The 25132-nt window shown below is 60.4% G+C and carries 25 protein-coding genes; 4 read left to right on the forward strand and 21 right to left on the reverse strand.

Annotated elements, in window-relative coordinates:
• Window positions 1–13: 13 nt before the first annotated feature.
• The 4 genes from PL640_RS13920 to PL640_RS13935 all read left to right on the forward strand — a co-directional run bounded on the left by PL640_RS13920 (window position 14) and on the right by PL640_RS13935 (window position 7180).
• Window positions 14–1006: an ABC transporter substrate-binding protein gene (locus PL640_RS13920; RefSeq protein ID WP_271362315.1), complete on the forward strand. Its 993-nt coding sequence runs from the start codon at window positions 14–16 to the stop codon at window positions 1004–1006.
• Between the two features lie 515 nt (window positions 1007–1521).
• Window positions 1522–2715: an efflux RND transporter periplasmic adaptor subunit gene (locus PL640_RS13925; RefSeq protein ID WP_271362316.1), complete on the forward strand. Its 1194-nt coding sequence runs from the start codon at window positions 1522–1524 to the stop codon at window positions 2713–2715.
• Window positions 2716–2728: 13 nt separating this feature from the next.
• Entirely contained in the window at window positions 2729–6049 is a 3321-nt protein-coding gene (locus PL640_RS13930; protein WP_271362317.1) for an efflux RND transporter permease subunit, read from the forward strand.
• 441 nt (window positions 6050–6490) lie between these two features.
• A complete protein-coding gene (locus tag PL640_RS13935) occupies window positions 6491–7180 on the forward strand; it encodes a Crp/Fnr family transcriptional regulator (RefSeq protein WP_142840501.1) in 690 nt (229 codons plus the stop codon).
• A 71-nt stretch (window positions 7181–7251) separates the two neighbouring features.
• Here the strand turns inward: PL640_RS13935 and aidB are convergent, their stop codons facing one another.
• From aidB to urtA, 21 genes are all read right to left on the reverse strand, one after another.
• Window positions 7252–8076 carry an AidB family quorum-quenching N-acyl homoserine lactonase gene (gene aidB, locus PL640_RS13940; protein WP_271362318.1) on the reverse strand — a complete coding sequence of 275 codons (825 nt, stop codon included), beginning with the start codon at window positions 8074–8076 and terminating at the stop codon, window positions 7252–7254.
• Window positions 8077–8079: 3 nt separating this feature from the next.
• Complete coding sequence (ureG, locus tag PL640_RS13945) at window positions 8080–8691, reverse strand: urease accessory protein UreG (protein WP_271362432.1); 612 nt, start codon at window positions 8689–8691, stop codon at window positions 8080–8082.
• A gap of 266 nt (window positions 8692–8957) precedes the next feature.
• Entirely contained in the window at window positions 8958–9629 is a 672-nt protein-coding gene (locus tag PL640_RS13950) for an urease accessory protein UreF (RefSeq protein WP_271362319.1), read from the reverse strand.
• Between the two features lie 3 nt (window positions 9630–9632).
• Entirely contained in the window at window positions 9633–10118 is a 486-nt protein-coding gene (ureE, locus tag PL640_RS13955; RefSeq protein WP_142840503.1) for an urease accessory protein UreE, read from the reverse strand.
• A 352-nt stretch (window positions 10119–10470) separates the two neighbouring features.
• On the reverse strand, window positions 10471–11007 hold the full coding sequence (locus PL640_RS13960) for a peroxiredoxin (protein WP_153516515.1): 537 nt from the start codon (window positions 11005–11007) through the stop codon (window positions 10471–10473).
• Between the two features lie 153 nt (window positions 11008–11160).
• Window positions 11161–11829 carry a TIGR02117 family protein gene (locus PL640_RS13965; protein WP_271362320.1) on the reverse strand — a complete coding sequence of 223 codons (669 nt, stop codon included), beginning with the start codon at window positions 11827–11829 and terminating at the stop codon, window positions 11161–11163.
• 9 nt (window positions 11830–11838) lie between these two features.
• Window positions 11839–13548, reverse strand: a complete 1710-nt coding sequence (ureC, locus tag PL640_RS13970) for an urease subunit alpha (protein WP_269701855.1) — start codon at window positions 13546–13548, stop codon at window positions 11839–11841.
• 4 nt (window positions 13549–13552) lie between these two features.
• The gene (locus PL640_RS13975) at window positions 13553–14197 is read right to left on the reverse strand and encodes a Urease operon accessory protein (RefSeq protein ID WP_271362321.1); all 645 of its coding nucleotides are present in this window, start codon (window positions 14195–14197) and stop codon (window positions 13553–13555) included.
• Between the two features lie 5 nt (window positions 14198–14202).
• Complete coding sequence (locus PL640_RS13980) at window positions 14203–14619, reverse strand: lysozyme inhibitor LprI family protein (protein ID WP_405049193.1); 417 nt, start codon at window positions 14617–14619, stop codon at window positions 14203–14205.
• Window positions 14620–14627: 8 nt separating this feature from the next.
• Window positions 14628–14984, reverse strand: a complete 357-nt coding sequence (locus tag PL640_RS13985; RefSeq protein WP_271362323.1) for a GFA family protein — start codon at window positions 14982–14984, stop codon at window positions 14628–14630.
• Between the two features lies 1 nt (window position 14985).
• Window positions 14986–15291, reverse strand: coding sequence for an urease subunit beta (locus PL640_RS13990; RefSeq protein ID WP_046797816.1), 306 nt, complete (start codon window positions 15289–15291; stop codon window positions 14986–14988).
• 20 nt (window positions 15292–15311) lie between these two features.
• Window positions 15312–15569, reverse strand: a complete 258-nt coding sequence (locus PL640_RS13995; protein ID WP_262515886.1) for a DUF1272 domain-containing protein — start codon at window positions 15567–15569, stop codon at window positions 15312–15314.
• Window positions 15570–15580: 11 nt separating this feature from the next.
• Window positions 15581–15883, reverse strand: a complete 303-nt coding sequence (locus PL640_RS14000) for an urease subunit gamma (protein ID WP_006315002.1) — start codon at window positions 15881–15883, stop codon at window positions 15581–15583.
• A 111-nt stretch (window positions 15884–15994) separates the two neighbouring features.
• Complete coding sequence (locus PL640_RS14005) at window positions 15995–16849, reverse strand: urease accessory protein UreD (protein WP_271362324.1); 855 nt, start codon at window positions 16847–16849, stop codon at window positions 15995–15997.
• Complete coding sequence (locus PL640_RS14010; RefSeq protein ID WP_271362325.1) at window positions 16753–18009, reverse strand: alpha/beta hydrolase family esterase; 1257 nt, start codon at window positions 18007–18009, stop codon at window positions 16753–16755. The genes PL640_RS14005 and PL640_RS14010 overlap by 97 nt, the downstream gene beginning before the upstream one ends.
• 254 nt (window positions 18010–18263) lie before the next feature.
• A complete protein-coding gene (gene urtE, locus PL640_RS14015) occupies window positions 18264–18959 on the reverse strand; it encodes an urea ABC transporter ATP-binding subunit UrtE (RefSeq protein ID WP_271362326.1) in 696 nt (231 codons plus the stop codon).
• Between the two features lie 13 nt (window positions 18960–18972).
• Complete coding sequence (locus PL640_RS14020; RefSeq protein ID WP_271362327.1) at window positions 18973–19491, reverse strand: hypothetical protein; 519 nt, start codon at window positions 19489–19491, stop codon at window positions 18973–18975.
• Between the two features lie 76 nt (window positions 19492–19567).
• The gene (urtD, locus tag PL640_RS14025; protein WP_271362328.1) at window positions 19568–20329 is read right to left on the reverse strand and encodes an urea ABC transporter ATP-binding protein UrtD; all 762 of its coding nucleotides are present in this window, start codon (window positions 20327–20329) and stop codon (window positions 19568–19570) included.
• Window positions 20330–20333: 4 nt separating this feature from the next.
• Window positions 20334–21506 (reverse strand): urea ABC transporter permease subunit UrtC, encoded by a 1173-nt coding sequence (gene urtC, locus PL640_RS14030; RefSeq protein WP_271362329.1) that lies wholly within the window; start codon window positions 21504–21506, stop codon window positions 20334–20336.
• Complete coding sequence (urtB, locus tag PL640_RS14035) at window positions 21503–23116, reverse strand: urea ABC transporter permease subunit UrtB (RefSeq protein WP_271362330.1); 1614 nt, start codon at window positions 23114–23116, stop codon at window positions 21503–21505. Before urtB ends, urtC begins: the two co-directional genes overlap by 4 nt.
• Before the next feature lie 278 nt (window positions 23117–23394).
• Window positions 23395–24684 (reverse strand): urea ABC transporter substrate-binding protein, encoded by a 1290-nt coding sequence (gene urtA, locus PL640_RS14040; protein WP_142840515.1) that lies wholly within the window; start codon window positions 24682–24684, stop codon window positions 23395–23397.
• Window positions 24685–25132 lie beyond the last annotated feature (448 nt).

A 25132-nucleotide genomic window follows, 5' to 3' on the forward strand; every position in this document is an offset into this window, starting at 1 on the left:
AAAGGGAACAGCGATGAAAATGAAACTTGCATCCATTCTTCTTGCCGGCGCTTCACTGATGACGGCCTTCAGTGCGCAGGCCGCCGACAAGATTACCCTGCAGCTGAAATGGGTGACCCAGGCGCAATTCGCCGGTTATTACGTTGCCAAGGACAAGGGCTTTTATGAAGCCGAAGGCCTTGATGTCGATATCAAGCCGGGCGGCCCGGACATTGCGCCCGCACAGGTTCTGGCCGGTGGCGGCGCTGACGTGATCGTCGACTGGCTGCCATCCGCACTCGCCACCCGGGAAAAGGGCGTGCCGCTGGTCAACATTGCCCAGCCGTTCAAATCGTCAGGCATGATGCTGACCTGCCTGAAAGAAACCGGCATCACCAAGCCCGACGACTTCAAGGGCAAGACGCTGGGCGTCTGGTTCTTCGGCAATGAATATCCGTTCCTGTCGTGGATGGCGCACCTGAAAATCCCGACCACCGGCGGTGCGGATGGCGTCACGGTTCTGAAACAGGGTTTCAACGTCGATCCGCTGCTGCAGAAACAGGCCGCCTGCATTTCCACCATGACTTATAATGAGTACGGACAGGTCCTCGATGCCGGCATCAAGCCGGAAGACCTCGTCACCTTCAAATATGAAGACGAAGGCGTGGCGACGCTGGAAGACGGGCTTTACGTTCTCGAAGACAAGCTGAAAGACGCCAAGTTCAAGGAAGACATGGTCAAATTCGTCCGCGCCTCCATGAAGGGCTGGAAATGGGCGGAAGAAAACCCTGACGATGCCGCCGACATCGTTCTCGAAAACGACGCCTCCGGCGCCCAGACCGAAAAGCACCAGAAGCGCATGATGGGCGAAGTCGCCAAGCTGACTGCCGGCTCGAAAGGCGCGCTCGACAAGGCGGATTACGAACGCACCGTCAAGACGCTGCTCGGCGGCGGGTCCGATCCGGTCATTACCAGGGAACCCTCCGGCGCCTATACCACCGAAATCACCGATGCGGCGCTGAAGTAGTCTGACGCAGAAAGATAAGATCGCGCGGCGATGACCGCGCGATCTTGTTGAATGACAACCGCTCCTCCTCCTTTTCGCCTCCGTCATCCTCGGGCTTGACCCGAGGATCTACCGACGTTTTGATTGCGGTGATGTGCGTGGATCCTCGGGTCAAGCCCGAGGATGACGGTGTATTAGGCGTTCTCAGAATTCCCGACCGCCTCACGCAGTGGTAACCCATCTGACGAATTACAACATCTACCGCTATACAAAAATGTATACCAACCATCATGGCTATGCGGATTGATTTGCACGACAACAACAATTAGAGTCCCGCCCACAAGACTGCCAGATTTGATCTTGTAGAAAAAGCACAAGGGCAAGGTGCTTGAGATTCGCGTTGAGGGGCGTTTGAATCGGGAGGATCGAAAAGGAAGTATTGTGATCCCTTGTTTCACATTCGCTATCGCATGACCTATTGAAACACGCCTCACGGCTGCAGGACATGCGATCGGATATTGCGCGAGCCAAGACACATGCAGCATAAATTTACCTTCAACCGCTTTGTTTTCCTCCTTCTTTCCGCAACGGCACTGCCTTTTTCGGCTGCCGCCGAAGGCGAAGCGCAGGCACCGGCCAAACAGCAGAACCTGCCCTCCATCATCGTGGCGCACGCCGCAAAACGCGATCTCGTGGACCGCATCATCGCGACAGGCACAATCCGCCCCGTGGACGAAATCTACGTCCAGCCGCTGGTTGACGGCCTGTCGATCGACACGCTGAATGCCGATATCGGCGACCGGGTGGAGGCCAATGCGGTTCTCGCCGTGCTGTCCTCTGACAGCCTCGTGCTGCAAAAGAGCCAGCTTGAGGCCAACAAGGCCAAGGCTGAAGCCTCCGTCACCCAGTCGAAAGCGCAGGTGCTGGAAGCGCAGGCCAACCTCAACGATGCCCTTCGCCAGCGTGACCGCGCCGCCAAGCTCGGCCAGAGCGGTTCCGGTTCGGTTTCGGAGACGGAAAAGACCGAAGCCGCCGCGCAAGTGGCGCAGGCCCGGCTGGAGGCAGCAAGACAGGCGGTGTCCGCCGGCGAGGCCGACATCAAGGTCGTCGCCGCGCAGATCGACGATATCGATCTGAAACTGACCCGCACCGGCGTGAAAACTCCTGTCGCCGGCATCGTCTCCGCCAAGAACGCCAAGGTCGGGGCCATTGCCAGCGGTGCCGGAAACCCGCTTTTTACCGTCATCAAAGATGGCGCGATCGAACTCGTCGCTGATCTCTCCGAAACCGATATCCAGAAGGTCAAGGCCGGTCAGAAAGCCTATTTGACGGTTGCCGGCGGAGCCCAGAAAATAGAGGGCAGGGTGCGCCTCGTGTCGCCGACCGTCGATCCGACGACGCGCCTCGGTTCCGTACACGTGGTGCTGCCGGAAAACAGCCCGGCACGCTCAGGCATGTATGCCAGCGCCGAGATCATCGTCGAAGAGACGAACGCGCTTGCCCTGCCGCTATCGGCCGTTACCTCCGGACGCGAAGGCTCCACCACCCGCAGGGTGGAAGGCGATGTCGTCAAGCAGGTGAAGATCGAGACCGGCATAGAAGACAGCGGTTTCATCGAAATTGTCAGCGGCCTTGCCGCTGGAGACAAGGTTGTCGAGAAAGCTGGAGCATTCGTGCGTGATGGTGACCGGATCCGACCGGTCGAAGCCCAGACGGCTGCGTCCAACTGACTGAGGGAATGAAATGAACTTCTCCGCATGGTCAATCCGTAACCCGATTGCGCCGCTTCTCGGCTTCGCGCTTTTGATGATCCTCGGCATGCAGGCCTTCAAGACCCTGCCGATCACCCGTTTTCCGAATATCGACGTTCCTGTCGTTGCCGTCACCGTGACCCAGAGCGGCGCTTCGCCCTCCGAGCTGGAAATGCAGGTGACGAAGGAAATCGAAGACGCCGTCGCCGCCATCAGTGGCGTCGATGAAATCCAGTCCACCGTGGTCGACGGCCAGTCGACGACAACGGTCGTCTTCCGCATCGAAAAGCCGACGGAAGAGGCCGTTCAGGACACGAAGGACGCCATCGACAAGATCCGCAGCGATCTGCCGGCCGATATCGAAGTGCCTGTGGTCAGCAAGATCGACGTCGAAGGCCAGGCGATCCAGACCTTTGCCGTTTCTTCGCCGAACATGACGCTCGAAGAACTGTCCTGGTTCGTCGACGACACGATCAAGCGCTCGCTGCAGGGCCAGTCCGGCATCGGCAAGGTCGACCGTTACGGTGGTGCGGACCGCGAAGTGCGTGTTTCGCTCAGCCCCGAAAAACTCGATGCCTATGGCATTACCGCGAGCGAGGTGAACAGCCAGCTGCGCGGCACCAACATCGATCTCGGTTCCGGCCGCGGCCAGATCGGCGGCAATGAGCAGACGATCCGCACGCTCGGCGACACACGCGACGTGACGCAGCTCGCCAACACCACCATCGCGCTCTCCAACGGCCGCTTCGTCAAGCTTTCCGAGCTGGGTACGGTGGCCGACACCTATCAGGAGCAGAAATCCTTCTCGCGGTTCAACGGCAATCCCGCCGTCACCTTCGCGGTGTTCCGCTCCAAGGGCGCAAGCGAAGTCTCTGTTGCCGAAACCGTGGCGGAAAGCCTCGAAAAGGTCCGCAAGGATCATCCGGAAGTCTCGATCCAAATGGTCGACGACGCCGTCTATTTCACCTACGGCAACTACAAGGCGGCGCTTGATACGCTGATCGAGGGCGCCATCCTCGCCATCATCGTCGTCCTGCTCTTCCTCCGGAACTGGCGCGCAACCCTGATTGCCGCCGTGGCGCTCCCGCTTTCCGCGATCCCGACCTTCTGGATCATGGACCTGATGGGCTTCTCGCTCAACCTCGTCAGCTTCCTCGCGCTGACGCTCGCCACGGGTATTCTCGTGGACGACGCCATCGTGGAAATCGAGAACATCGCCCGCCATATCAAGATGGGCAAGACGCCCTATCGGGCAGCACTTGAAGCCGCCGACGAAATCGGTCTCGCCGTCATCGCCACCAGCTTCACCATCATTGCCGTCTTCGTGCCTGTCTCGTTCATGCCCGGCATTCCCGGTCAGTACTTCATCCAGTTCGGCCTGACGGTTGCCTTCTCGGTGTTCTTCTCACTGGCGGTGGCCCGCCTCATCACACCGCTGATGGCGGCCTATCTGATGCGCGCCGAAGACGCGATGGACGACCATCACGACAATGACGGCCGGTTGATGAAGGCCTATACGCGCATGGTTTCCGCCACCACCCGCAAGTGGTGGGCGCGGTACCTCACGCTCATCGGCGCCATCGGCTTCCTCGTTGCCTCCGTCATTCTTCTCGCCGGCGTTCCGGGCAGCTTCCTGCCGCCGGACGACGCCTCGCGTGTGACGCTTTCGGTGGAACTGCCACCCAATGCCACGCTGGATGAAACCGACCGGACGACGACCGAGATCTTCCATGCCATCCGTGACATCAACGGCGTGGAAAGCGTCTTCATTCTTGGTGGCGCTTCGCCCAAGGGCGATCTGGAACTTCGCCGCGCCACCGTCAACGTCATCCTCCAGCATATCGACCACTCGCTGCTGAAGGTGCTGGTCAACAAGGGTCTGGGCTCCATTCCGCTCATCGGCCAATATCTTCCGAAGGTGGAAGAAAAGGGCCGTACACGTCCGCAATGGGATGTGGAACGGGATATCTTCGCCAAGGTCCGCACCATTCCGGATGTCCGCATCATCAAGCTGAACGACCGTGCGGAACGCGAGCTGAGCTTCAACTTCCTGTCGTCGAACGAGAAGGACCTGAACGACGCCGTCGGCATTCTCGAAAGCCGCCTGCGCGCCTCGCCCATCCTTGCCAATGTCAGCTCGGAAGGCGCCTTGCCGCGTCCGGAATTGCAGATCCGCCCGCGCAAGGATGAAATCGCCCGCCTCGGCATCACGCCGCAGCAGATTTCGCAGACGGTTCGCGTCGCCACCATCGGCGATATCGACGCCCAGCTGACGAAAATCTCGCTCGATGACCGGCAGATTCCGATCCGCGTGCAGGCATCCATCGATACCCGCCGCGATCTTGCCACCATCCGCGCCCTGAAGATCAAGACCGCATCTGGGTCGCTGGTGCCGCTCTACAGCGTCGCGGATATCGACTATTCGGAAGGTCCGAGCTCGATCAAGCGCAATGACCGCAACCGCGTCGTCTCAATCGGATCCGACGTGCCATTCGGCACGGCGCTCGATACCTCGACGGCCGAATTCAAGCGGATCGTCGAGGAAACCAAGCTGCCGGCGAGCGTGCGCCTGGCGGAAAGCGGCGACGCCAAGGTGCAGGGCGAAATGCAGCAGGGCTTCGTCAACGCCATGGTGCTTGGCCTGCTGCTGGTGCTGGTGGTGCTCATCCTGCTGTTCAAGGATGTCATCCAGCCCTTCACCATCCTGTTCTCGCTGCCGCTTGCCATCGGCGGCGTGGCCGTCGCGCTCATCATCACCCAGAACGCGCTGTCAATGCCGGTTCTCATCGGTATCCTGATGCTGATGGGCATCGTGACGAAGAACGCCATCCTTCTGGTAGACTTCGCCATCGAAATGCGCCGTCATGGCATGGAACGGGTCCACGCCATGATCGAGGCCGGCCGCAAGCGCGCCCGCCCGATCATCATGACCTCCATCGCCATGTCGGCAGGCATGTTGCCTTCGGCACTCGGCGTCGGCGAAGGCGGCTCATTCCGCGCGCCGATGGCAATCGCGGTCATCGGCGGCATCATCGTCTCGACCGTGCTGTCGCTGATCGTGGTTCCGGCCTTCTTCCTGATCATGGACGACCTGTCGCGCCTGCTCGCCCACCTCTTCGGCCGTTTCGTCGGCAAGAAGGAAGAGGAGGAAGAGGCTCTCTCCAACGAAAAACTCTCGGAGATCGCCCGCGAAAACAGCCTGGCGCTCTCCTCGCTGGAGGCCCGGGTCGCCGGCATGGAAAAGGGCTCGGGAGACAAATCCAGCGACAAGGGCAGCAATATCTTGCGGCTGCCGCCGCTTGCTGCGGAGTGAAGCTCGCAGAATGAAGATTGAAACGCCGGGCCTTGTCCCGGCGTTTTTATTTTGCGCAATACGTCGCCACGCGTTTCTTCTCCCCGAGGGGGAGAAGGTGGCCCGAAGGGTCGGATGAGGGGGCAAGCTCTCCGAATATCTCGACCCTTGCCCCCTCATCCCGCTGCCGCGGACTTCTCCCCGGCGGGGAGAAGAAACATGCGGCACCCACCCGCACCATATTCCTCGTCACATTCCAGCTCCCTCAAATATGACAGCGTCAAACCCCGTTTGATCGAAATCAATTCGCTTTTCAGGTGAACTGCTAATCTCCCTCGCATCGGGAATTGCCGGTCGAAGGATAATGCGATGAGTTCTTTGCAGATAGGCGTGAGAGAGACGGAACATCCCCGGTTTCGTATCGCTGCGGACAGCCCGGCAAAAGGTTTGAGCGGGAGCCGGATGGACGTGAACAAGACCGTGAAGCTGAGCAACAGGGACAGGAACATTCTGCTGCGCGCGCCCTTGATCGGGATAGCGGATGACGCAGTGGCGTTGAAACTGATGGAGGCGGCGACCATCATCAATGTCAACGCCCGCCATGTGCTCTTCAAGGAAGGCGAAGCGGCGCAGCATTTTTATTGCGTTCTGTCGGGTTATGTCCGCCTTTACCGGCTGGACAGGCATGGGCGCGAAGCGGATGTGCGCGTCAGCGGTCCGGGCGATACGTTCAACGAATGCCTGATTTTCGGCAGCGACACCTATCGCTACAGCGCGCAGGCGGCGGAAAGCTGCACGGTGGCGCGTTTCGAGCTCGCGAGAATCCGCACGTTGATCGATCAGGAGCCGGCAATCGCCAAGGCCGTCATGCGCTGCCTTTCCAACAGCCTGCTTGGCACCATGGATTGCATCGCCAACGATCGGCTGCAGACCGCGCCACAACGCGTCGCCCATTATCTCATCAATCAGGGCCCGCGCGACGCGACATCCTTTTCGCTGCGGCTGCCGTTCCAGAAAAGCCTGCTTGCCGGCAAGCTCGGCCTTGCACCGGAAGCCCTGTCGCGCGCCTTCTCGGCACTGAAAAAATCAGGCGTCACCGTGCGTGGCCGCATCGTGCAGGTCAATGACGTCGCAGCATTGAAGCAGATCTGAAGATAGCGGGAGAGGAAGAAAGGCGGGATGCCAGCCGGCAGCCCGCCTTTCGCCGTTCCGGAAAGGGCAGATCAACCCGGCTGCGGCACGAAGCGGAAGCTGTCGCCCTGCCGCTCAATACGGAAAAAGCCGCCAAGATGGCCGCCGGATACCAGCCAGCCGTGATCGGCGGCCTCGGCCAACGCCGCAACACGGGTGGCATAGGCAAGTTCGGAATCGATATCGTAAACGAAAGCGATTTCAGGATCGTCAGCCTGCAATCCGCTCACATGCAGCACATCACCCCACAATAACAGCCGGTTATCGCCGCTGCCGATGAGATAGCCGGCATGCCCCGGCGTGTGGCCGGGCATGGCGATCGCCTCGATATCCTCGGCAATCATGCCCATGGGGATCGGTCGCAGCATGGCACCACAGATATCGAGCAGCCGGGCGGCGAGATCGAAACCGCCCTGCCGGGCTGGCGGCAAGCTCTTGCGGGCATCCGCACTGGTGAAAAAGCCAAGATCGGCCTCCGGCACCCATATTTCCGCATTGGGAAAATAGGGCTTGTCACCATCAATGAGACCCAACGCATGGTCGCCGTGAATGTGGGTGAGGATCACACGCCTTACATCAGCCGGCTGAATACCGGCGGCGATCAGCGCCGCGCGGGCATGGCCATAGGCGGCGCCCCAGGCCGTGCCGCAACCGGCGTCGACCAGCCAGATGCCATCAGGCCCGGAGAGCGCGAAACAATTGACATCCACATCCACCGTCTCGCCTTCAAGCCCGGCGAAAACCGCGGCCAGCGCCGTCTCGCCCCGCCGATGGATGAGATGGCCGACCGGCGCCTTGTAGACGCCATCGACAAAGCGGGACACGGCATAGGGACCGAAATGAAGAGGCGTATTCATGGCTCAGAGACCACCCTGCTCTTTCAGGAAACCGACGATGCGCTCCACCCCATCGCCCCGCTTCATATCGGTGAAGACGAAGGGCATGGCATTGCGCATGCGGATCGCATCATTGTCCATGACAGTCAGATCGGCCCCGACATAAGGCGCGAGGTCCTTCTTGTTGATGACCAGCAGGTCGGAGCGGGTGATACCCGGCCCGCCCTTGCGCGGAATTTCCTCGCCCTGGCAGACGGAAATCACATAGATGGTGATATCGGCAAGATCGGGCGAAAAGGTCGCTGCGAGATTGTCGCCACCGGATTCGATGAAGACGACATCCAGATCGGGAAAGCGCGCATTGAGCCCGGCAATAGCCTGCAGATTGATCGTCGCATCCTCGCGGATCGCGGTATGCGGGCAACCACCCGTCTCCACGCCGACGATGCGCTCGGAGGGCAGCGCCTGCATGCGCACCAGCGCCTCGGCATCTTCCTTGGTGTAGATATCATTGGTAACGACGGCGACGGAATAATCAGCGCTCATCGCCTTGCAGAGCTTTTCCGTCAGCGCCGTCTTGCCCGAACCAACCGGCCCGCCAATGCCGACGCGCAGCGGGCCATTGCCCGATTTCATGCCCGATTTCACGACTGTGTTTCCTTCACTATGCTTTGGTATTTTCTACCTTAATGCCTTGAACCAACGCTTCAAAAGAAAGCAAGAACCGTGCCGCCTGTTTCTTCTCCCCGAGGGGGAGAAGGTGGCCCGAAGGGTCGGATGAGGGGGCAACGCCAGCGATGAACTGAGAGCTCGCCCCCTCATCCCGCTGCCGCGACCTTCTCCCCCTCGGGAGAAGAAACAAGCGGCATGCGCCCGCTCCGACGATTGCCGTACTGTCTCCTTCAGGAACGGAAAAGCCGCGTGCCCTGAACCTCGTGGCGCATCGCCGCCGTATCGGCAAGGATCGTGGCGCTGCCGAGATCATCGAGCGTGGATTGCACGGCCCGTGCCGCCATCTCCGCAATCACCGCCTCGCTTGCGGCCAGAATGGCGACGCCATCCTTCTGGCCTGCCACGCCGAGGCGGATGCCGGCCGAAACCATTTGCGAGACGCCGGCGTGTGCGAAAGCGGCAAGCGTTTCCTTAAGCGGCACCCCATGCGCGGCGGCCACGGCCCCGACGGCGACAGGATATGGACATTCCTCCGGCAAAAGCTCGAGAACCGCATGCGGCCATGCGCCTGCGGCAGCAACGAAGGCATCCCCCAGAAGCACCGTTTCACGATATCGCTCCGCCGAGCCGGCCAGTGCCCGCGCCAGATTGGCCGTTTCATTCAGGGCGGCGGCATCATTGCCCCTGCGCCAGCCTTCCGCCAGAAACACCGCATCGTTCCACAGGCTGCCGTGGCGCAGCAGCGTTTCCACCCAGCCGCCCAGTTCAGCGGCATCGCGCACACGCCGGTCCTCAACCGCCTTTTCCAGCCCGCCGGAATAGGAAAAACCGCCAACCGGAAAGGCCGGCGACAGCCAGGCCATCAGCCGCAGCAGTGCGGCAACGCCGCGATCGTCGCCCACGGATCAGCCGTGATCGTGATGGTGGTGCCCGTGATCATGACCATGGGAATGGCCGCCATGGGCGTGATAGGCACCGCGCGCCGGCTGGAAAGGTTCTTCCACCTCACGCACCGTGGCGCCGAGACCTTCAAGCATGGCGCGGATGACGTGGTCGCGCAGGATGAGAATGCGCTCCTCCTCGATCTGCGCCGAAAGATGCCGGTTGCCCAGATGCCAGGCAAGCTCGATCAGGTGAAGTCGATCCTTCGGCGTGATTTCAAACAGCTTTTCAGCCGCGGCCCGAACCTCGATCAGATCACCGTTTTCCACCACCAGAAGATCGCCATGGGCAAACAGCACGGCTTCCTTCAGATCGAGCATCACCATCTCGTCATTTTGCAGATGCAGCAGCTTGCGGCGCAGATGCCGCTGGTCATGCGCCAGCGTGACATAACCGGAAGGCTCGTCGCCAGGGGTTCCGGCGGGGTGGTAAGAGGTGACACGCAGCATGGGATCATCCGTTCGAAAACTGTCTTGGGGTTGTGATTTTTGACGGATAGGCGGGGGGATTTCAAGGCGCGATTTCAGAACATCGAAAAGACTATTGGCATCGTCGGCCGGGAGGGTTGACGATATCAAAAAACCTCTCTTCCGTCATGCCGGGCTTGACCCGGTATCCAGCCACGGCGCGTCTGCGCCGTGAGAAGACTCGCCTGCGATCAAGGACTTGATCGCGCTGGACCCCGGATCAGGTCCGGGGTGACGGAATGTGGAGAGGCCCTTGCGCCAAAGATCAACACGCCTCAGAAAACGAAAAAGCCCGGCATTGCTGCCGGGCCTTAACAAAATAACAAAACCAAAATCAGGCCGCAGCGCGGCTTTTCAGGTTTTCCAGAATGTTCTGCGGCGAGGAAACGCCGTAAGGGTCGGATTCGCAATTATCCTGATAACCCTCTTCCTCGAACCACTGCTCCACCAGACCGTCATTGATGACGGCGGCGTAACGCCAGGAGCGCATGCCGAAACCGAGATTGTCCTTGGCGACCAGCATGCCCATCTTGCGGGTGAACTCGCCCGAACCATCCGGAATGACCTTGACGTTTTCGAGGTTCTGGCCCTTTGCCCAGGCATTCATGACGAAGGCATCGTTGACCGACAGGCAATAGATCTCATCGACGCCGAGCGCGCGGAATTCACCCGCCAGCTTTTCGAAATCGGGAAGCTGGAAGGTCGAGCAGGTCGGCGTGAAGGCGCCCGGCAGCGAAAACAGAACGACCTTCTTACCCTTGAAATAATCGTCGGAGGTCATGTCCTGCCAGCGGAACGGGTTGGGGCCGCCAACGGCCTCGTCGCGAACGCGCGTGCGGAAAGTTACGGCGGGCACTTTTTTGCCGAGCATGTCTTTTCTCCTGATCAGGTGTTTTACGCGGATCGCTTGGGATCAATCCGCGTGGAATTCTTTTGCCGTTTCCATAGCGCAAGATGCGCTGCGGTGCAGCATAAAAATCGGATTTAAGTCATCGAATGTACGAAATGCCGCATCGGCGAGGGATCAATTGTGGAGATCGACCGACCAGCGCAGCAGCGGTGGCAAGGGCGTCCACCAGCCGGTTCGAATACCGGCCTCGCGCAACATGGCGGCCGACCACGTGTTGCAGCCGGCCAGCGCATTAAACCAGCCATTCGCCTCGAAAAACGCGTCCGTCAGACCATAGGCGGCGCCGGGGACAAGCTGGACCTTGCCGTCATTTCTGACAAAACTTGCCCTGATACCCGCGAGAAGACGCTGATAACCCTCTTCAGAAATGCGAAGCCGTTTCACTCCGGCCATATTGGCGGAAAAGTCTCCCGTCACGTCCACATGCACCACCGACCGGTCCAGCGTAAACGAGCGCAGCACCGGCATCGGTTTCAGATCGGCCCAGGTGGGCGTCTCTATATAAAACGACCGTCCACCCCAGCCAAACACCAGATAGGCAGCAGCGGGATGATTGACCGCTATCCCATCCTCCTGCAATTCGGAGAACACCCGCCGCAGATCATCATCCACCGGCAGGGCAATGTCGGTATGGATCGGGTTGGACAAGAGCAGGATTTCGCGATCCCTCACGCCGTTTGCATCATCGGCGAAAAAGGGACGCGGCACCAAAGTGCCGAGCACCAGAAGCAGCACGATCAGCAGCACGCCGCCGCCGATCCATCTGAGGACAGTTCTCAACACAACGCCCCGTTAAAACAGGAAATAACGCTGCGCCATCGGCAGCACGGTGGCGGGTTCGCAGGTCAGCAATTCACCATCCGCCCGCACTTCATAAGTCTCGGGATCAACCTCGATATGCGGCGTAAGTGAATTGTGGATCATCGACGCCTTGGAAATGCCGCCACGCACGTTCTTCACCGCCAAAAGCTTCTTGGCGACGCCGAGGCGCTGGGCAAGACCGGCATCCAGCGACGCCTGCGATACGAAAGTGACCGAGGAATTGGTGCGCAACTTGCCATAGGCGGCAAACATCGGCCGGTAATGCATCGGCTGCGGTGTGGGGATGGAGGCATTCGGATCGCCCATCGGGGCAGCGGCAATCGAACCGCCGAGCAGCACCATCTCCGGCTTCACGCCGAAAAAGGCCGGGTTCCACAGGACAAGATCGGCACGCTTGCCGACTTCGACCGAGCCGATCTCATGGCTGACGCCCTGTGCGATCGCCGGGTTGATCGTGTATTTGGCGATGTAACGGCGCACCCGGAAATTGTCGTTTTCGCCCACCTCTTCCTTCAGGCGGCCGCGCTGGCGTTTCATCTTGTCGGCGGTCTGCCAGGTGCGGATCGCCACCTCGCCGACACGGCCCATGGCCTGACTATCCGACGAGATGATCGAAAACGCACCGATATCATGAAGAATATCCTCCGCCGCAATGGTTTCCTTGCGGATGCGGCTTTCGGCAAAGGCAATGTCTTCCGGAATGGACGGCGACAGGTGGTGGCACACCATCAGCATATCCAGATGTTCGGCCAGCGTATTGACGGTATAGGGCCGCGTCGGGTTGGTGGAAGACGGGATGACGTTGGGATTTCCACAGACCTTGATGATATCAGGCGCGTGCCCGCCGCCCGCTCCTTCGGTGTGGAAGGCGTGGATGGTGCGGCCCCTGATGGCGGCGACCGTGTCTTCCACGAAGCCGCTCTCGTTCAGCGTATCGGTGTGGATCATCACCTGCACGTCATATTCGTCGGCGACCGTCAGGCAATTGTCGATGGCGGCGGGTGTCGTGCCCCAGTCCTCATGCAGCTTCAGCGAAGACGCGCCGGCAAGGATCATCTCCTCCAGCGGCGCGGGAAGCGACGCATTGCCCTTGCCGGCCAGTGCCAGATTCATCGGAAAAGCATCGAAGCTCTCGATCATCCGCTCGATATGCCATGCGCCAGTGCAGGTGGTGGCAAGCGTGCCATGCGCCGGGCCGGAGCCGCCGCCCAGCATGCAGGTCACACCGCTCATCAGCGCTTCCTCGATCTGCTGCGGGCAGATGTAATGGATATGCGCGTCCATGCCGCCGGCCGTCAGGATCCTGCCCTCGCCGGCAATCGCCTCCGTCGAGGGACCGACGATGATCGTAACGCCCGGCTGCGTGTCCGGGTTGCCGGCTTTGCCGATGGCGTGGATACGGCCGTTCTTCAGGCCCACATCCGCCTTGTAGATGCCTGTATGGTCGACGATCACGACATTGGTAATGACGGTATCGACAGCCCCTTCGGCCCGTGTCGCCTGGCTCTGGCCCATGCCGTCGCGAATAACCTTGCCGCCGCCGAATTTCACTTCCTCGCCATAGGTGGTGTGGTCCTTTTCGATCTCGATGAAGAGTTCGGTATCGGCAAGACGCACCTTGTCACCAACCGTCGGGCCGAACATGCCGGCATAGGCGGCGCGGGAAATCTTGTAAGGCATAGGCTCAGGCTCCTTGGGATGCGGAGAAAATCGATGTGGGAGAAATTCGTTTGAGCCGGCCCTTGCCCGCCAGGGCTTCGACCAGCTGTTGTTCGGCGGCAAATGGGTGACCGCTCCAGCCCTGATGGCCGAAACCGGCAATCGCCACCTCGTCACCATCACGGCTCACACTCTCGAGAACATGGGCGATGGTGAAAAGGCCGGTGCTGGGGCAGACATAGGGTGCGGGCTTATAGGCTTCGAGCGCCGCATCCAGCCTCTCATGGACGCCGCGGGGAATGACGATATGGCTCTTGCCGGTCTCGCGGGCGATGGCCGCAAAACCGGGAGTATAGTCGGCGCAGAAATCGGTCAGTTCCGGCCAGCGCGCACGGATATCCGGCTCCATTTCGGCAAACTTCGCGGGATCACGCACCGACCAGATGGCGGTGGCCTGCCGCACGCCGTCACTCTCGCGCCAGTCGGTGCCTTCCGTCATCTCATGGCCCGGCCGCCCGGTGTTGCAAACGGCCACCACATCGGTGCGCGTGCCGCCAGGCCCCAGCGACCGGCAGTCATTAAAGCGGATGACGATGTCGGAACGGTCGATGACATCAGCCGCACCCGGCGGCAGTTCCCCGTTTCCGACAATCGTGATGCGCCGCCCCATGCCGTTCAGAAACCCTCGGCAAGCTGGCGTAGCTCTTCCGCGCGCTTGCCGCTCATGTCGGCAAGGCAGGACGAAATCAGCATCGGTTCCATCGAGCCGCCCCGCGCCTGAAAGCCGGCAAGCGCGCAATTGGCATCACGAAACGCCACCCAGGCGCGCTGTGCAGTCACCAGAGCGTCAGTCGCACCCTTGCCGTCTGCATCCGCCGTCTTGTCGCGCTCGGTGAGCAGCTTGCGCAGCTTCTGATATTCGGCGTTGAGCTGCTTGTCGGCCTTTTCATAATCCTTGCCGGCGCAGATGGTCATGTCCGCCTGCGTTTCCGGCGCCTTGCAATCCGGCTCGGTCTGCGCAACCGCCGGCATCGACAAGCCGGCTGTTGCCGTAAGCAGCACGGCTGCGACGAAAAGGCTTTTTCGGTTCATCCTCATCTTCAGGCCGCCGCGCCGTCAAAAGCCTGCGGCTTCAATGCCCGGGGATCGACGCCATCGAGACAATTGGCGTTCACCGCCACCATTGGCGTTCCATCCGGCCCATCGGCATAAGCAAAGCTCTCAATGCCGCAGGTGGAGCAGAAAAGATGATGAATATGGTGTTTGTTGAAGAGATATTCGCTCAGCTTGTCCTCGCCGGAAAGCAGGGTGAATTTCTCACGCGGCGCAAAGGCCAGCGTCGAGCCCAGACGCTTGCAGCGCGAGCAATTGCAGACAATGGTGTGATCGAGATCGGCATCGACCTCGAAGCTGATGTCGCCGCACTGGCAGCTTCCATGATAATGCGCACTGGCCATTTCATAACCTCCCCATGACCTGTTGACGAAAACCATAAACCTCACGCTTGCCGGAAAGCGGCACCAGCGTCACTTCCCGCTTCTGGCCCGGTTCGAAACGAACCGCCGTGCCCGCGGGAATATCGAGACGCATGCCACGCGCCTTGTCACGCTCGAAGATGAGCCCGGCATTGGTCTCGAAAAAATGGTAATGGCTGCCCACCTGCACCGGCCGGTCGCCCGAATTGGCCACCTCGATCGTCACCGTCGGCTGGCCGGCATTGAGCTCGATGGTGCCCTCTGCGGCAATGATTTCGCCTGGCTTCATGGTGCTCTCCCTTATCTGTTTCAGGCGGCGGTCGCGGCCGCGCAGCCTTCGGCCTTCAGGACGCGCCGTGTCGACGCGGGATTGTTGACGAGTTTCGCCGCCGGGCGGACCGGCCTGCGAACCAGCTCGCCGCCGCAATTCGGGCAGGCGCCATCAAGCACGCCGGTCACGCAATCGGCGCAGAAGGTGCATTCGAACGAGCAGATCATCGCGTCGCGGCTGTCGGGCGCGAGATCGCGGTCGCAGCATTCGCAATTGGGCCTCAGTTCCAGCGCCATGCCACCCTCCTCTATCGGATCGGTTCGTGAACGGTCACCAGCTTGGTGCCATCGGGAAACGTCGCTTCCACCTGCACATCATGGATCATCTCGGCGATGCCTTCCATCACCTGATCGCGGGAAATCACATGCGCGCCGGCTTCCATCAGGTCTGCAACGGCACGGCCGTCACGGGCGCCCTCAACGACGAAATCGCTAATCAGCGCAATCGCTTCGGGATAGTTGAGCTTCACGCCACGCTCCAGCCGGCGGCGCGCCACCATGGCGGCCATGGAAATCAAAAGCTTGTCTTTTTCTCTTGGGCTAAGGTTCATCGTCGTCCCGCAGCTTTCGCACCTGCACCACAAACCACTGAGGGTTTCGAAGAACAGGTCCGACTTGTTTGACAGACCCCGGACGGTCGCCTGTCGCGGGCGATCCGGAGGTTACAGATTCCAGACTTTCGGCACTGGCGCGCCGTTTCGCAAGAGCGAAATGATCGGAAAAAGCAATTTTCTGAGGGAGAAACCGTCTGCCGCGGAGACACGCACGACAAGCTTGCCCTGCCATTCGCTGGCACCGCCGCTTTCCCCGGCAATAGCCCGGATTTTAGGCAGAAGCGCCTCGGAGAGGGGCCCGATATAGAGAAGCGTGGCGAAGGCCACCTGACCGGCCAGAACCGCCGTCTTCGCGGTCAGCTCCGCCACCTCGCCCTCAAGCAGAAGCTCTTCGGCATGCACCAGCTTGCCGCCATGGCGAATGCGCCAGCGGTCACGAAAAAGGCCATGCGTCATCATCTCGCCCATGGCCTGACGGCCCAGCAACACGGCTTCGACGGCGATGAATTCGGAAGATTGGTCGAGATCGGCTTCCAGCCTTCGGGTCAGGGAAGCCCGGTCGAAGAGAATGGTTTCCTGCGGCAGCCAGTGCAATTTCGCACCCGGCCCGACCGAAACGCGGGCGGTGACGGTGGCTGTGCCTGATGATGCCTTGTAGACCTTCTCGCAGGCCTGCGTTGTCACCACCAGCGAGGTGCCGGCACCGGCGGTGGCCTGCCATTCTATTTGGTCTCCGCCGGTCAGCCCACCGGAGGAGTTGATGAGAATGGCCTCGGCTTCGTTTGAAAACGTATCCGGCAGTCGGATTTTGGCGCAGCCTTCCTGAAACAGCTCGTCCAGCCGGCTGCGCCCTTCAACCGCCTTGGTTACAATGCGTCCTCTACCACGGGCGCGCTGCTGCCGGACAGGTTGTTGAGCGTCTTCACAACCGGAAGGGCCGATGGCTTGCTGTTGCTGCTGCACGCGGTCTCCGATGTACTTGCGGAAGCGGACGCGGCCTTTGCGCCACAATCCTTCTTGACAACGGCGTCCACCACCAGCTGCCCTTCCGTGTTGCGGAAGAAGTCCCACATTCTTTCAGCCGCATCAACCGTGCGCGTCACTTCGCCTGTGGGCATCTTGCGCTCGACGGCGGGTTCGGCCTTCGGCGTCTGTTCGCCGCCGGGTTTGCGGGTAACGACGGCGCTCGCGGCCAGCACTTCGGCCTTCATGGTGGCGCGCGGCCAGGCATGGTCCCAGTTTTCGATGACATAGGACTGGATGCGCGCACCAGCCTTGCAGACATCGTAGGAATTAACGGTGAAGCTCTCGCCCACCTTGCTTTTGGCAGCGCCCTTGCAGCCATCCATTTCGGCCCAGCGCTTCAGCGCCGTCTCGCCGCCATATTGCCAGTAGGATTTGCCGCCGCCCTGATAGGGATTGGCAGGGTCCTTCAGCCCGGCAAAGGCGATGATCGACATTGGCCGTGCCGGCTGGCAGCTTGCCGCATCCGGTCCCCATTTGCCTTCGGTCTCCAGCGGATAACCCGCGCGCAGCGAGGCGACGAAACCGGCGGCGGTGAAATCCGCGCTGCCATTGCAGATGAATTGCGACAGCATGCGCCCGCCGCCGGAATAACCGGAACCATAAAAGCGGTCTTCATCCACGCAGAATTTGCCCTTGACCATGTCAATCGCATTGCGAATGAAACCCACCTCATCCAGCCCGCCGGGACGCGTGGTAACGCCCGGCACGTTCCAGGCATGGGTGCCGGGCAATTCGCCGTTCAGACTGCCGGCCAGCGCCACAACCATCAGACCATCACGCTCGGCCAGCTTGTCCCAGCCGCTGCGGTTCAGCTGACCGTGCGGATTGCTGTTGGAGCCATGGAAATCGAATACCACCGGCACCGGCTTTTTTCCGTCATAGGCAGAGGGAACAAAATAGACGCCGTCGCGTTTCTGTCCGTTAGAGATAATGGAGAAATCATGCCGACCAGGCTCCATGCCGGGTCCGGGAAGCTGACCGCAGGTCGATGCCGACGCTGCGGCACCAGCGCTTGCGCATATCGCAATGCCCAGAATGACGGTGCGGGCGGAGCGGAAAAACCGGGCAGCCCGGCCAATTGCAAAGTCTGGAGTCATTGACACGCCTTTATTGGCACTATGTCTCCGACGATACGTCGGAGGTGCATGGAATGTAAGGGATCAACTGTCGCGGCGTGCGAATAGACTTTTCCTGTGTCTCGCATGCAGCATTTGCGCTGCCAATAACACAGGCTTTTATTCAACGAAATGCTAAAATTGCGCATAAAAGCTATGCTCAGGCGCATAGGCTTTCAAAATATTAATCGGCCGTTTGCACGCCGTGATCGGCGTGCGGTATTTTTAGTCTCCATTTATACTGTCAGATGACGCCGCGCTTCCGGGGTATCCAGCGTTTCGGCCAGCCCCTCATGCACGATTTCGCCGCGATCCATGATGTAGACGTAATCCGCAAGCTCGCGGCAGAAATCCAGATATTGCTCGACCAGCAGGATCGCCATGCCGGTGGAATCGCGCAGATATTTGATCGCCCGGCCGATATCCTTGATGATCGACGGCTGAATGCCCTCGGTCGGCTCATCGAGAACGAGGATTTTCGGCCGCGTTACCAGCGCCCGGCCGATGGCGAGCTGCTGCTGCTGGCCGCCGGAGAGATCGCCGCCGCGCCGTGACAGCATGGATTGCAGCACCGGAAACAGGCTGAAAATATCATCCGGGATGAACCGTTCCCTGCGCGGCAGCGGCGCATAACCGCTTTCCAGATTTTCCTGAACGCTGAGTAGCGGAAAGATTTCACGCCCCTGCGGCACATAACCGACACCACGCTTTGCCCGCTGGTAAGGCGCCAGCCCATCCAGCGCCGCGCCGCTGAAACTGATCGTCCCGGCACTGGTGGCCTGCTGGCCCGTGACGGCGCGCAAAAGCGAGCTTTTGCCCACACCGTTGCGGCCGAGAACGCAGGTGATCTTGCCCATCTCCGCATTAAGCGAAACGCCGCGGAGCGCTTGGGCTGCGCCGTAGTGGAGGTTGATGTTTTCGACTGTCAGCATGGTGCCACCTGTTCTAATTCAATAGTGTTCGTCGCAAGGCCTGCAGGGCAAGGTCCTGCCCGGAGGTCTTGTCACCCCCCACCCGGCTTACTTCTTCGGCGATATCGATCAGTTGGCGTCTCTCATCGAAATCGAGCGCATTTGCCCACAAATCGCGAAACCTGCGGATAGGGTCTTCGGGATTGACAACATTTCTGGACGCCCACTCCCCAAAGACGATCACTTCCTCCATGTCAGCCGGCGGGAGGATGCCTTTCATCCTGTCGCGAACGACATTTTTGGCCATGTCGAGATACATCGGCTTTTCGTTCGCAAGGCACATGAAGAATGCCACCGCAGCAATGGCGGGATCGCGAATGGAGGCTATCGGAGCAACTTCGGCCTTCTTGCGAAACGATCTGCGCTTATAGGCGCCTCGCATTTTCTCGACGGTATCGATGATCTCGCTACCTGCCTCACGCACCATCTTCAACCGCCAATACCAGACTGCTGCAGCACCGATTGCCATAACCAGAATTCCAATCAACGCCATTAGATCAACTCCAGATTTTAAATTTTTCAACTTAAATCCGGTTATTATTACAGGCACAAGTAGAGGCCAACTCTTTCTATCGACCCAGGTAATTCTCGATCACCTTCGGATCGCTGGACACAAAATCGATCGACCCTTCCGCCAGCACCGAGCCTTCGGCAAGACACGTCACCTTCACGCCCAGCTCGCGGATGAAACCCATGTCGTGTTCCACCACCACAACCGAACGAGTCTTGGCGATTTCTTTCAACAGCACCGCAGTTTCGGCCGTTTCCGCATCCGTCATGCCCGCCACCGGCTCGTCCACCAGCAGCAGCTTCGGCTCCTGCGCGAGCAGCATGCCGATCTCCAGCCATTGTTTCTGCCCGTGCGAGAGATTGGCGGCGAGATCGCCGCGGCGATGGCCGAGGCGCACGGTGGCGAGGATTTCCTCGATGCGGGCCTTGTCCTCTTGCGTCAGCCGGTAGAACAGCGTGTCGAACACGCCGCGCTTGCGGTTCAGCGCCAGTTCCAGATTATCCCAGACGGTATGGCTTTCGAACACCGTCGGCTTCTGGAATTTTCGGCCGATGCCGAGCTGGGCAATATCCGCCTCGTCCTTTTTGGTGAGGTCGATGCTGTCTTCGAACAGCACCGTGCCGCTGTCCGGCCGCGTCTTGCCGGTGATGATGTCCATCATCGTCGTCTTGCCTGCGCCATTCGGGCCGATGATGGCGCGCAGTTCGCCCGGTTCCACCACGAAGGAGAGGGAATTCAGCGCCCGGAAGCCATCGAAAGAGACGGAGACGCCGTCGAGATAAAGCAGGCTTTTGGTTCTGTTTTCGGAAACCGTGTTCATGGGCTTACTCCGCCGCCTGTTGCGCAACCGCGCTGTCATTGCCCGGCCGGTCACCAACGCTCACCGCCCGCGCAACGCGCTTTTCACGACGCCCTGCGAGATAATGCTGCAGGGTGCCGACAATGCCCTTTGGGAAAAACAGCGTCACCGCGATGAAGAGACCACCCAGCGCGAACAGCCAGAATTCCGGGAATGCGCCGGTGAAATAGCTCTTGCCGCCATTAACGAGAACAGCGCCGAGGATCGGCCCGATCAGCGTGCCGCGCCCACCCACCGCCGTCCACACCACCACTTCGATGGAGTTGGCGGGCGAAAATTCGCCGGGATTGATGATCCCCACCTGCGGCACGAACAGCGCGCCGGCAATGCCCGCCATCATGGCCGACACGACAAAGGTGAAAAGCTTGATGTTTTCCACCCGGAAACCGAGGAAGCGCACCCGGCTTTCGGCATCCCGCACGCCCACCAGCACCATGCCGAATTTGGAATTCACGATGCCTGACGCGATCAGCAGCGAGATCGCCAGCATCACGGCGGTTACGGCAAACAGCACGGCGCGTGTGCCATCCGCCTGCACGGAAAAGCCGAGAATATCCTTGAAGTCGGTGAGGCCATTATTGCCGCCGAAACCCATGTCGTTGCGGAAGAAGGCGAGCAGCAGGGCATAGGTCATGGCCTGGGTGATGATGGAGAGATAAACGCCGTTGACGCGCGAGCGGAAGGCGAACCAGCCGAACACGAAGGCCAGCAGCCCCGGCACGACAAGCACCATCAGCGCCGCAAACCAGAACATGTCGAAACCCTGCCAGAACCACGGTAGTTCCTTCCAGTTGAGGAACACCATGAAGTCAGGCAGCACCGGATGGCCATAAACCCCGCGCGTGCCGATCTGCCGCATCAGATACATGCCCATGGCATAACCGCCGAGCGCGAAGAAGGCGGCGTGGCCAAGCGAGAGAATGCCGCAATAACCCCAGACCAGATCAAGCGCCAGCGCCAAGAGCGCATAGGCCAGATATTTGCCGAGCATCGACATGATATAGGTCGGGATGCGGAACGCGCTGCCCTCAGGCAACAGCAGGTTGGAGGCCGGCACCAGCACGGCGATGGCAAGGATGATGCCGATGGCGATAGAGATGCGGCGATCGAGCGCGCGCAGGAGGAAGCCGGTAATCATGCTTCGATCGCCCTTCCCTTGAGTGCGAAGAGACCGCGCGGCCGCTTCTGGATGAACAGGATGATGAGAACGAGCACGAGGATCTTGCCGAGCACGGCGCCCACCGTCGGCTCGAGGAACTTGTTGAGCACGCCGAGCGACAGCGCCCCGACCAAGGTTCCCCAGAGATTGCCGACGCCACCGAACACCACGACCATGAAACTGTCGATGATGTAGCTCTGGCCGAGATTGGGAGAGACATTGTCGATCTGCGACAGCGCCACGCCCGCAAGCCCGGCAACACCCGAACCAAGCGCGAAAGTGAAGGCATCCACCCAAGGGGTGCGGATGCCCATGGAAGAGGCCATGCGGCGGTTCTGCGTCACGGCGCGCATCTGCAGGCCAAAGGCGGAGCGTTTCAGCAGCACCAGCAACGCGAAGAACACCGAGAGCGAGAAACAGACGATCCACACCCGGTTCCAGGTGAAATTGAGATACCCGACGCTGAAGGAGCCGGACATCCAGCTTGGGCTGCCGACTTCCCGATTGGTGGGGCCGAAAATGGAGCGCACGCCCTGTTGCAGAATGAGCGAGATGCCCCAGGTGGCGAGCAGCGTTTCCAGCGGCCGACCATAGAGGAAACGGATGACGCCGCGCTCCATCACCAGGCCGACAAAACCCGTCACCAGAAAGGCGACCGGCAGCGCAATCGCCAGCGACCAGTCGAACAGGCCGGGGAAATGGCTGCGGATCACCTCCTGCACCATGAAAGTGGAGTAAGCACCGATCATCACCATCTCGCCATGCGCCATGTTGATGATGCCCATCACGCCGAAGGTGATGGCAAGGCCGATGGCGGCCAGCAGCAGCACGGAACCGAGCGACAGGCCGTACCAGACATTCTGGACGTAATCCCAGAAGGCAAGCGCACTTTCGATGCTGGAAATCGCCTCGTCTATGTCGGGTTTCAGGCTCGGATCGACGGACGCGGACGCCGCCATGAGGATGCCGATGGCATCCCGCCCGCCAAGGCTCTTGATGGTGGCAATCGCGTCTTTCTTCTGGTCGAGCGGACGGTCCGAGGAGAGCAGCGAGACAGCCCGCGCTTCCTCCATCCGGGTTCGCACCTCTTTGTCCGTTTCCTTTGATATGGCCGCTTCCAGCAATTCGAGATTTTCAGCACTCGGCGCTTTCAGAACCGCGTCTGCCGCGGAAAGCCGCACGGAGCGTTCCGGGCTGAGCAGCGTCAAGCCGCCCATCGCGGCGCGGATGACCCGGCGCAGATTGTTATTGACCCTGATCTTGGAAACGGCCGCCTTCGGTGCTTCACCGGCGCTTTCGCCGGTCAGTGGGTCGATAAGCGTGAAGCTGGAGCCTTCAGGTTTCGTCATGAACACCAGATTGTCGGCCTTGCGCACGTAAAGATCGCCCGCCGCGAAAGCCTCGAGCGCCGGCACGACACGCGCGTCGCCCGTGGCGGCAATCTGGCCAATCAGCGTTTCGGCCTGTTTGAAATCAGCCGTGCCGAGCTGGTCGATCAGCGCCTTCGGATCGCTTTGCGCGAGGGATTGGGCTGCGATCCCCAGGGTGAGCCAGAGGAAGATGGCTCCGAGAAAAGATCGGATCGTCATGTCGGGGTCCTTAGGGCGTTTCCAGTAAAAGCGACGTCTGTGGGTGCCGCTCACCCCCCTCTGCCCTGCCGGGCATCTCCCCCACAAGGAGGGAGATCGGCAAGGTGCGCTCGCATCGCTCTATCTCGACCGAAGAGAAATGCGGGGCCTCGCCACGAGTCGATCTCCCCACCTGTGGGGGAGATGCCCGGCAGGGCAGAGGGGGGCACGCTTGTTCAGTTTTCAACTATTGAAGCACCGCCCCCAGCAAGGGGAGCGGCACCATCCCCCGTGGCTAATCAGCTACCCTTGCCGCCGCACTTCCCACTGGCCACATTAAAGTTCCCGCAAGACATCGGCTTCCGCCAATCCGAAATCAGATCCTTCGAATCCGGCAGATAATCCGACCATTCATCCCCCACCACCTGCGGTGTCTGCTGCACGATCTCGAACTGGCCATCGGCCTGGATTTCGCCGATCAGCACCGGCTTGGTGATGTGGTGGTTCGGCATGACAGTGGAGTAACCGCCCGAAAGGTTCGGCACGGAAACGCCGATGATCGAGTCGAGAACCTTGTCCGTCTCCGTCGTTCCGGCGGATTCGACGGCCTTTACCCAGGCGTTGAAACCGATATAGGCGGCTTCCATCGGGTCGTTGGTCACGCGCTTGTCGTTCTTGGTAAAGGCGTGCCAGGTCTTGATGAACTCGGCATTGACCTCAGTATCGACGGACTGGAAGTAGTTCCAGGCGGCAAGGTGGCCGACCAGCGGGGCGGTATCGAGACCGGCCAGCTCTTCTTCACCGACCGAGAAGGCGACGACCGGAATATCCTCGGCCTTGACGCCCTGGTTTGCCAGTTCCTTGTAGAAAGGCACGTTGGCGTCACCATTGATGGTGGAAACCACGGCGGTCTTCTTGCCGGCCGAGCCGAATTTCTTGATGTCGGACACGATCGTCTGCCAGTCGGAATGACCGAACGGCGTGTAGTTGATCATGATGTCCTCTTCCTTGACGCCCTTCGACATCAGGTAGGCCTTCAGGATCTTGTTGGTGGTCTGCGGATAGACATAGTCCGTGCCGGCCAGAACCCAGCGCTCCACACCTTCGGTGCTGGCGAGATAATCGACGGCCGGAATGGCCTGCTGGTTCGGGGCAGCACCCGTATAGAAGATGTTGCGCGAGGATTCCTCACCCTCGTACTGAACGGGGTAGAACAGGATCGAGTTCAGTTCCTCGAAAACAGGCAGAACCGACTTGCGCGAGGAAGACGTCCAGCAGCCGAAAACGGCGGCGACCTTGTCCTGCGAAATCAGCTGGCGGGCCTTTTCGGCAAATAGCGGCCAGTCGGAGGCCGGATCGACCACCACGGCTTCGAGTTTCTTGCCGAGCACGCCGCCCTTCTTGTTCTGCTCATCGATGAGCATCAGCATGGCGTCCTTCAGCGTCGTTTCTGAAATCGCCATGGTGCCGGACAGCGAATGCAGCACGCCGACCTTGATCGTATCATCGGCGGCAAAGGCGCCATGGAAGGCGGTGGTGGACAGGATCGCGCCAAGCAGCGCGGCACTAAGCGTCTTGCGGAATGTCATCGGAAGAACCCCTCTCCTTGTTGGCCTCCTGTGGAGGCTCAGCGGCATCAGCGGCCGCTGCTGGGAGGGACTATCGATCTCGCGGATGCGAAACCGTATACGTCAATTGACGTAGGCGGGGTGGCGAAAGGCGCAGGGGGAGGTTTTGGGGTAGGTGAATGCAGTGCCAGCGCTCGACGCGGTGCCGCAATTCATTTGCCGTCATCCTCGCCCTTGAGGCGAGGATCCATGGCTGCTCGAAAGGGTGGATCCTCGGGTCAAGCCCGAGGATGACGCCGAGTGATTGATCGAAAGTGGAGGCATACGGGCAAGCCGCCCAAGCTCAAAAAAAGGAACGATAGTTTCCCGCTTGTTTCTTCTCCCCGCCGGGGAGAAGTCCGCGGCAGCGGGATGAGGGGGCGAGCGTCGAGATATACGGAGAGCTAGCCCCAGCCGACCCTTCGGGCCA

Origin of the sequence: Agrobacterium sp. ST15.16.024 (genome assembly GCF_027956545.1) — a bacterium.
GTDB lineage: Bacteria > Pseudomonadota > Alphaproteobacteria > Rhizobiales > Rhizobiaceae > Agrobacterium > Agrobacterium cucumeris.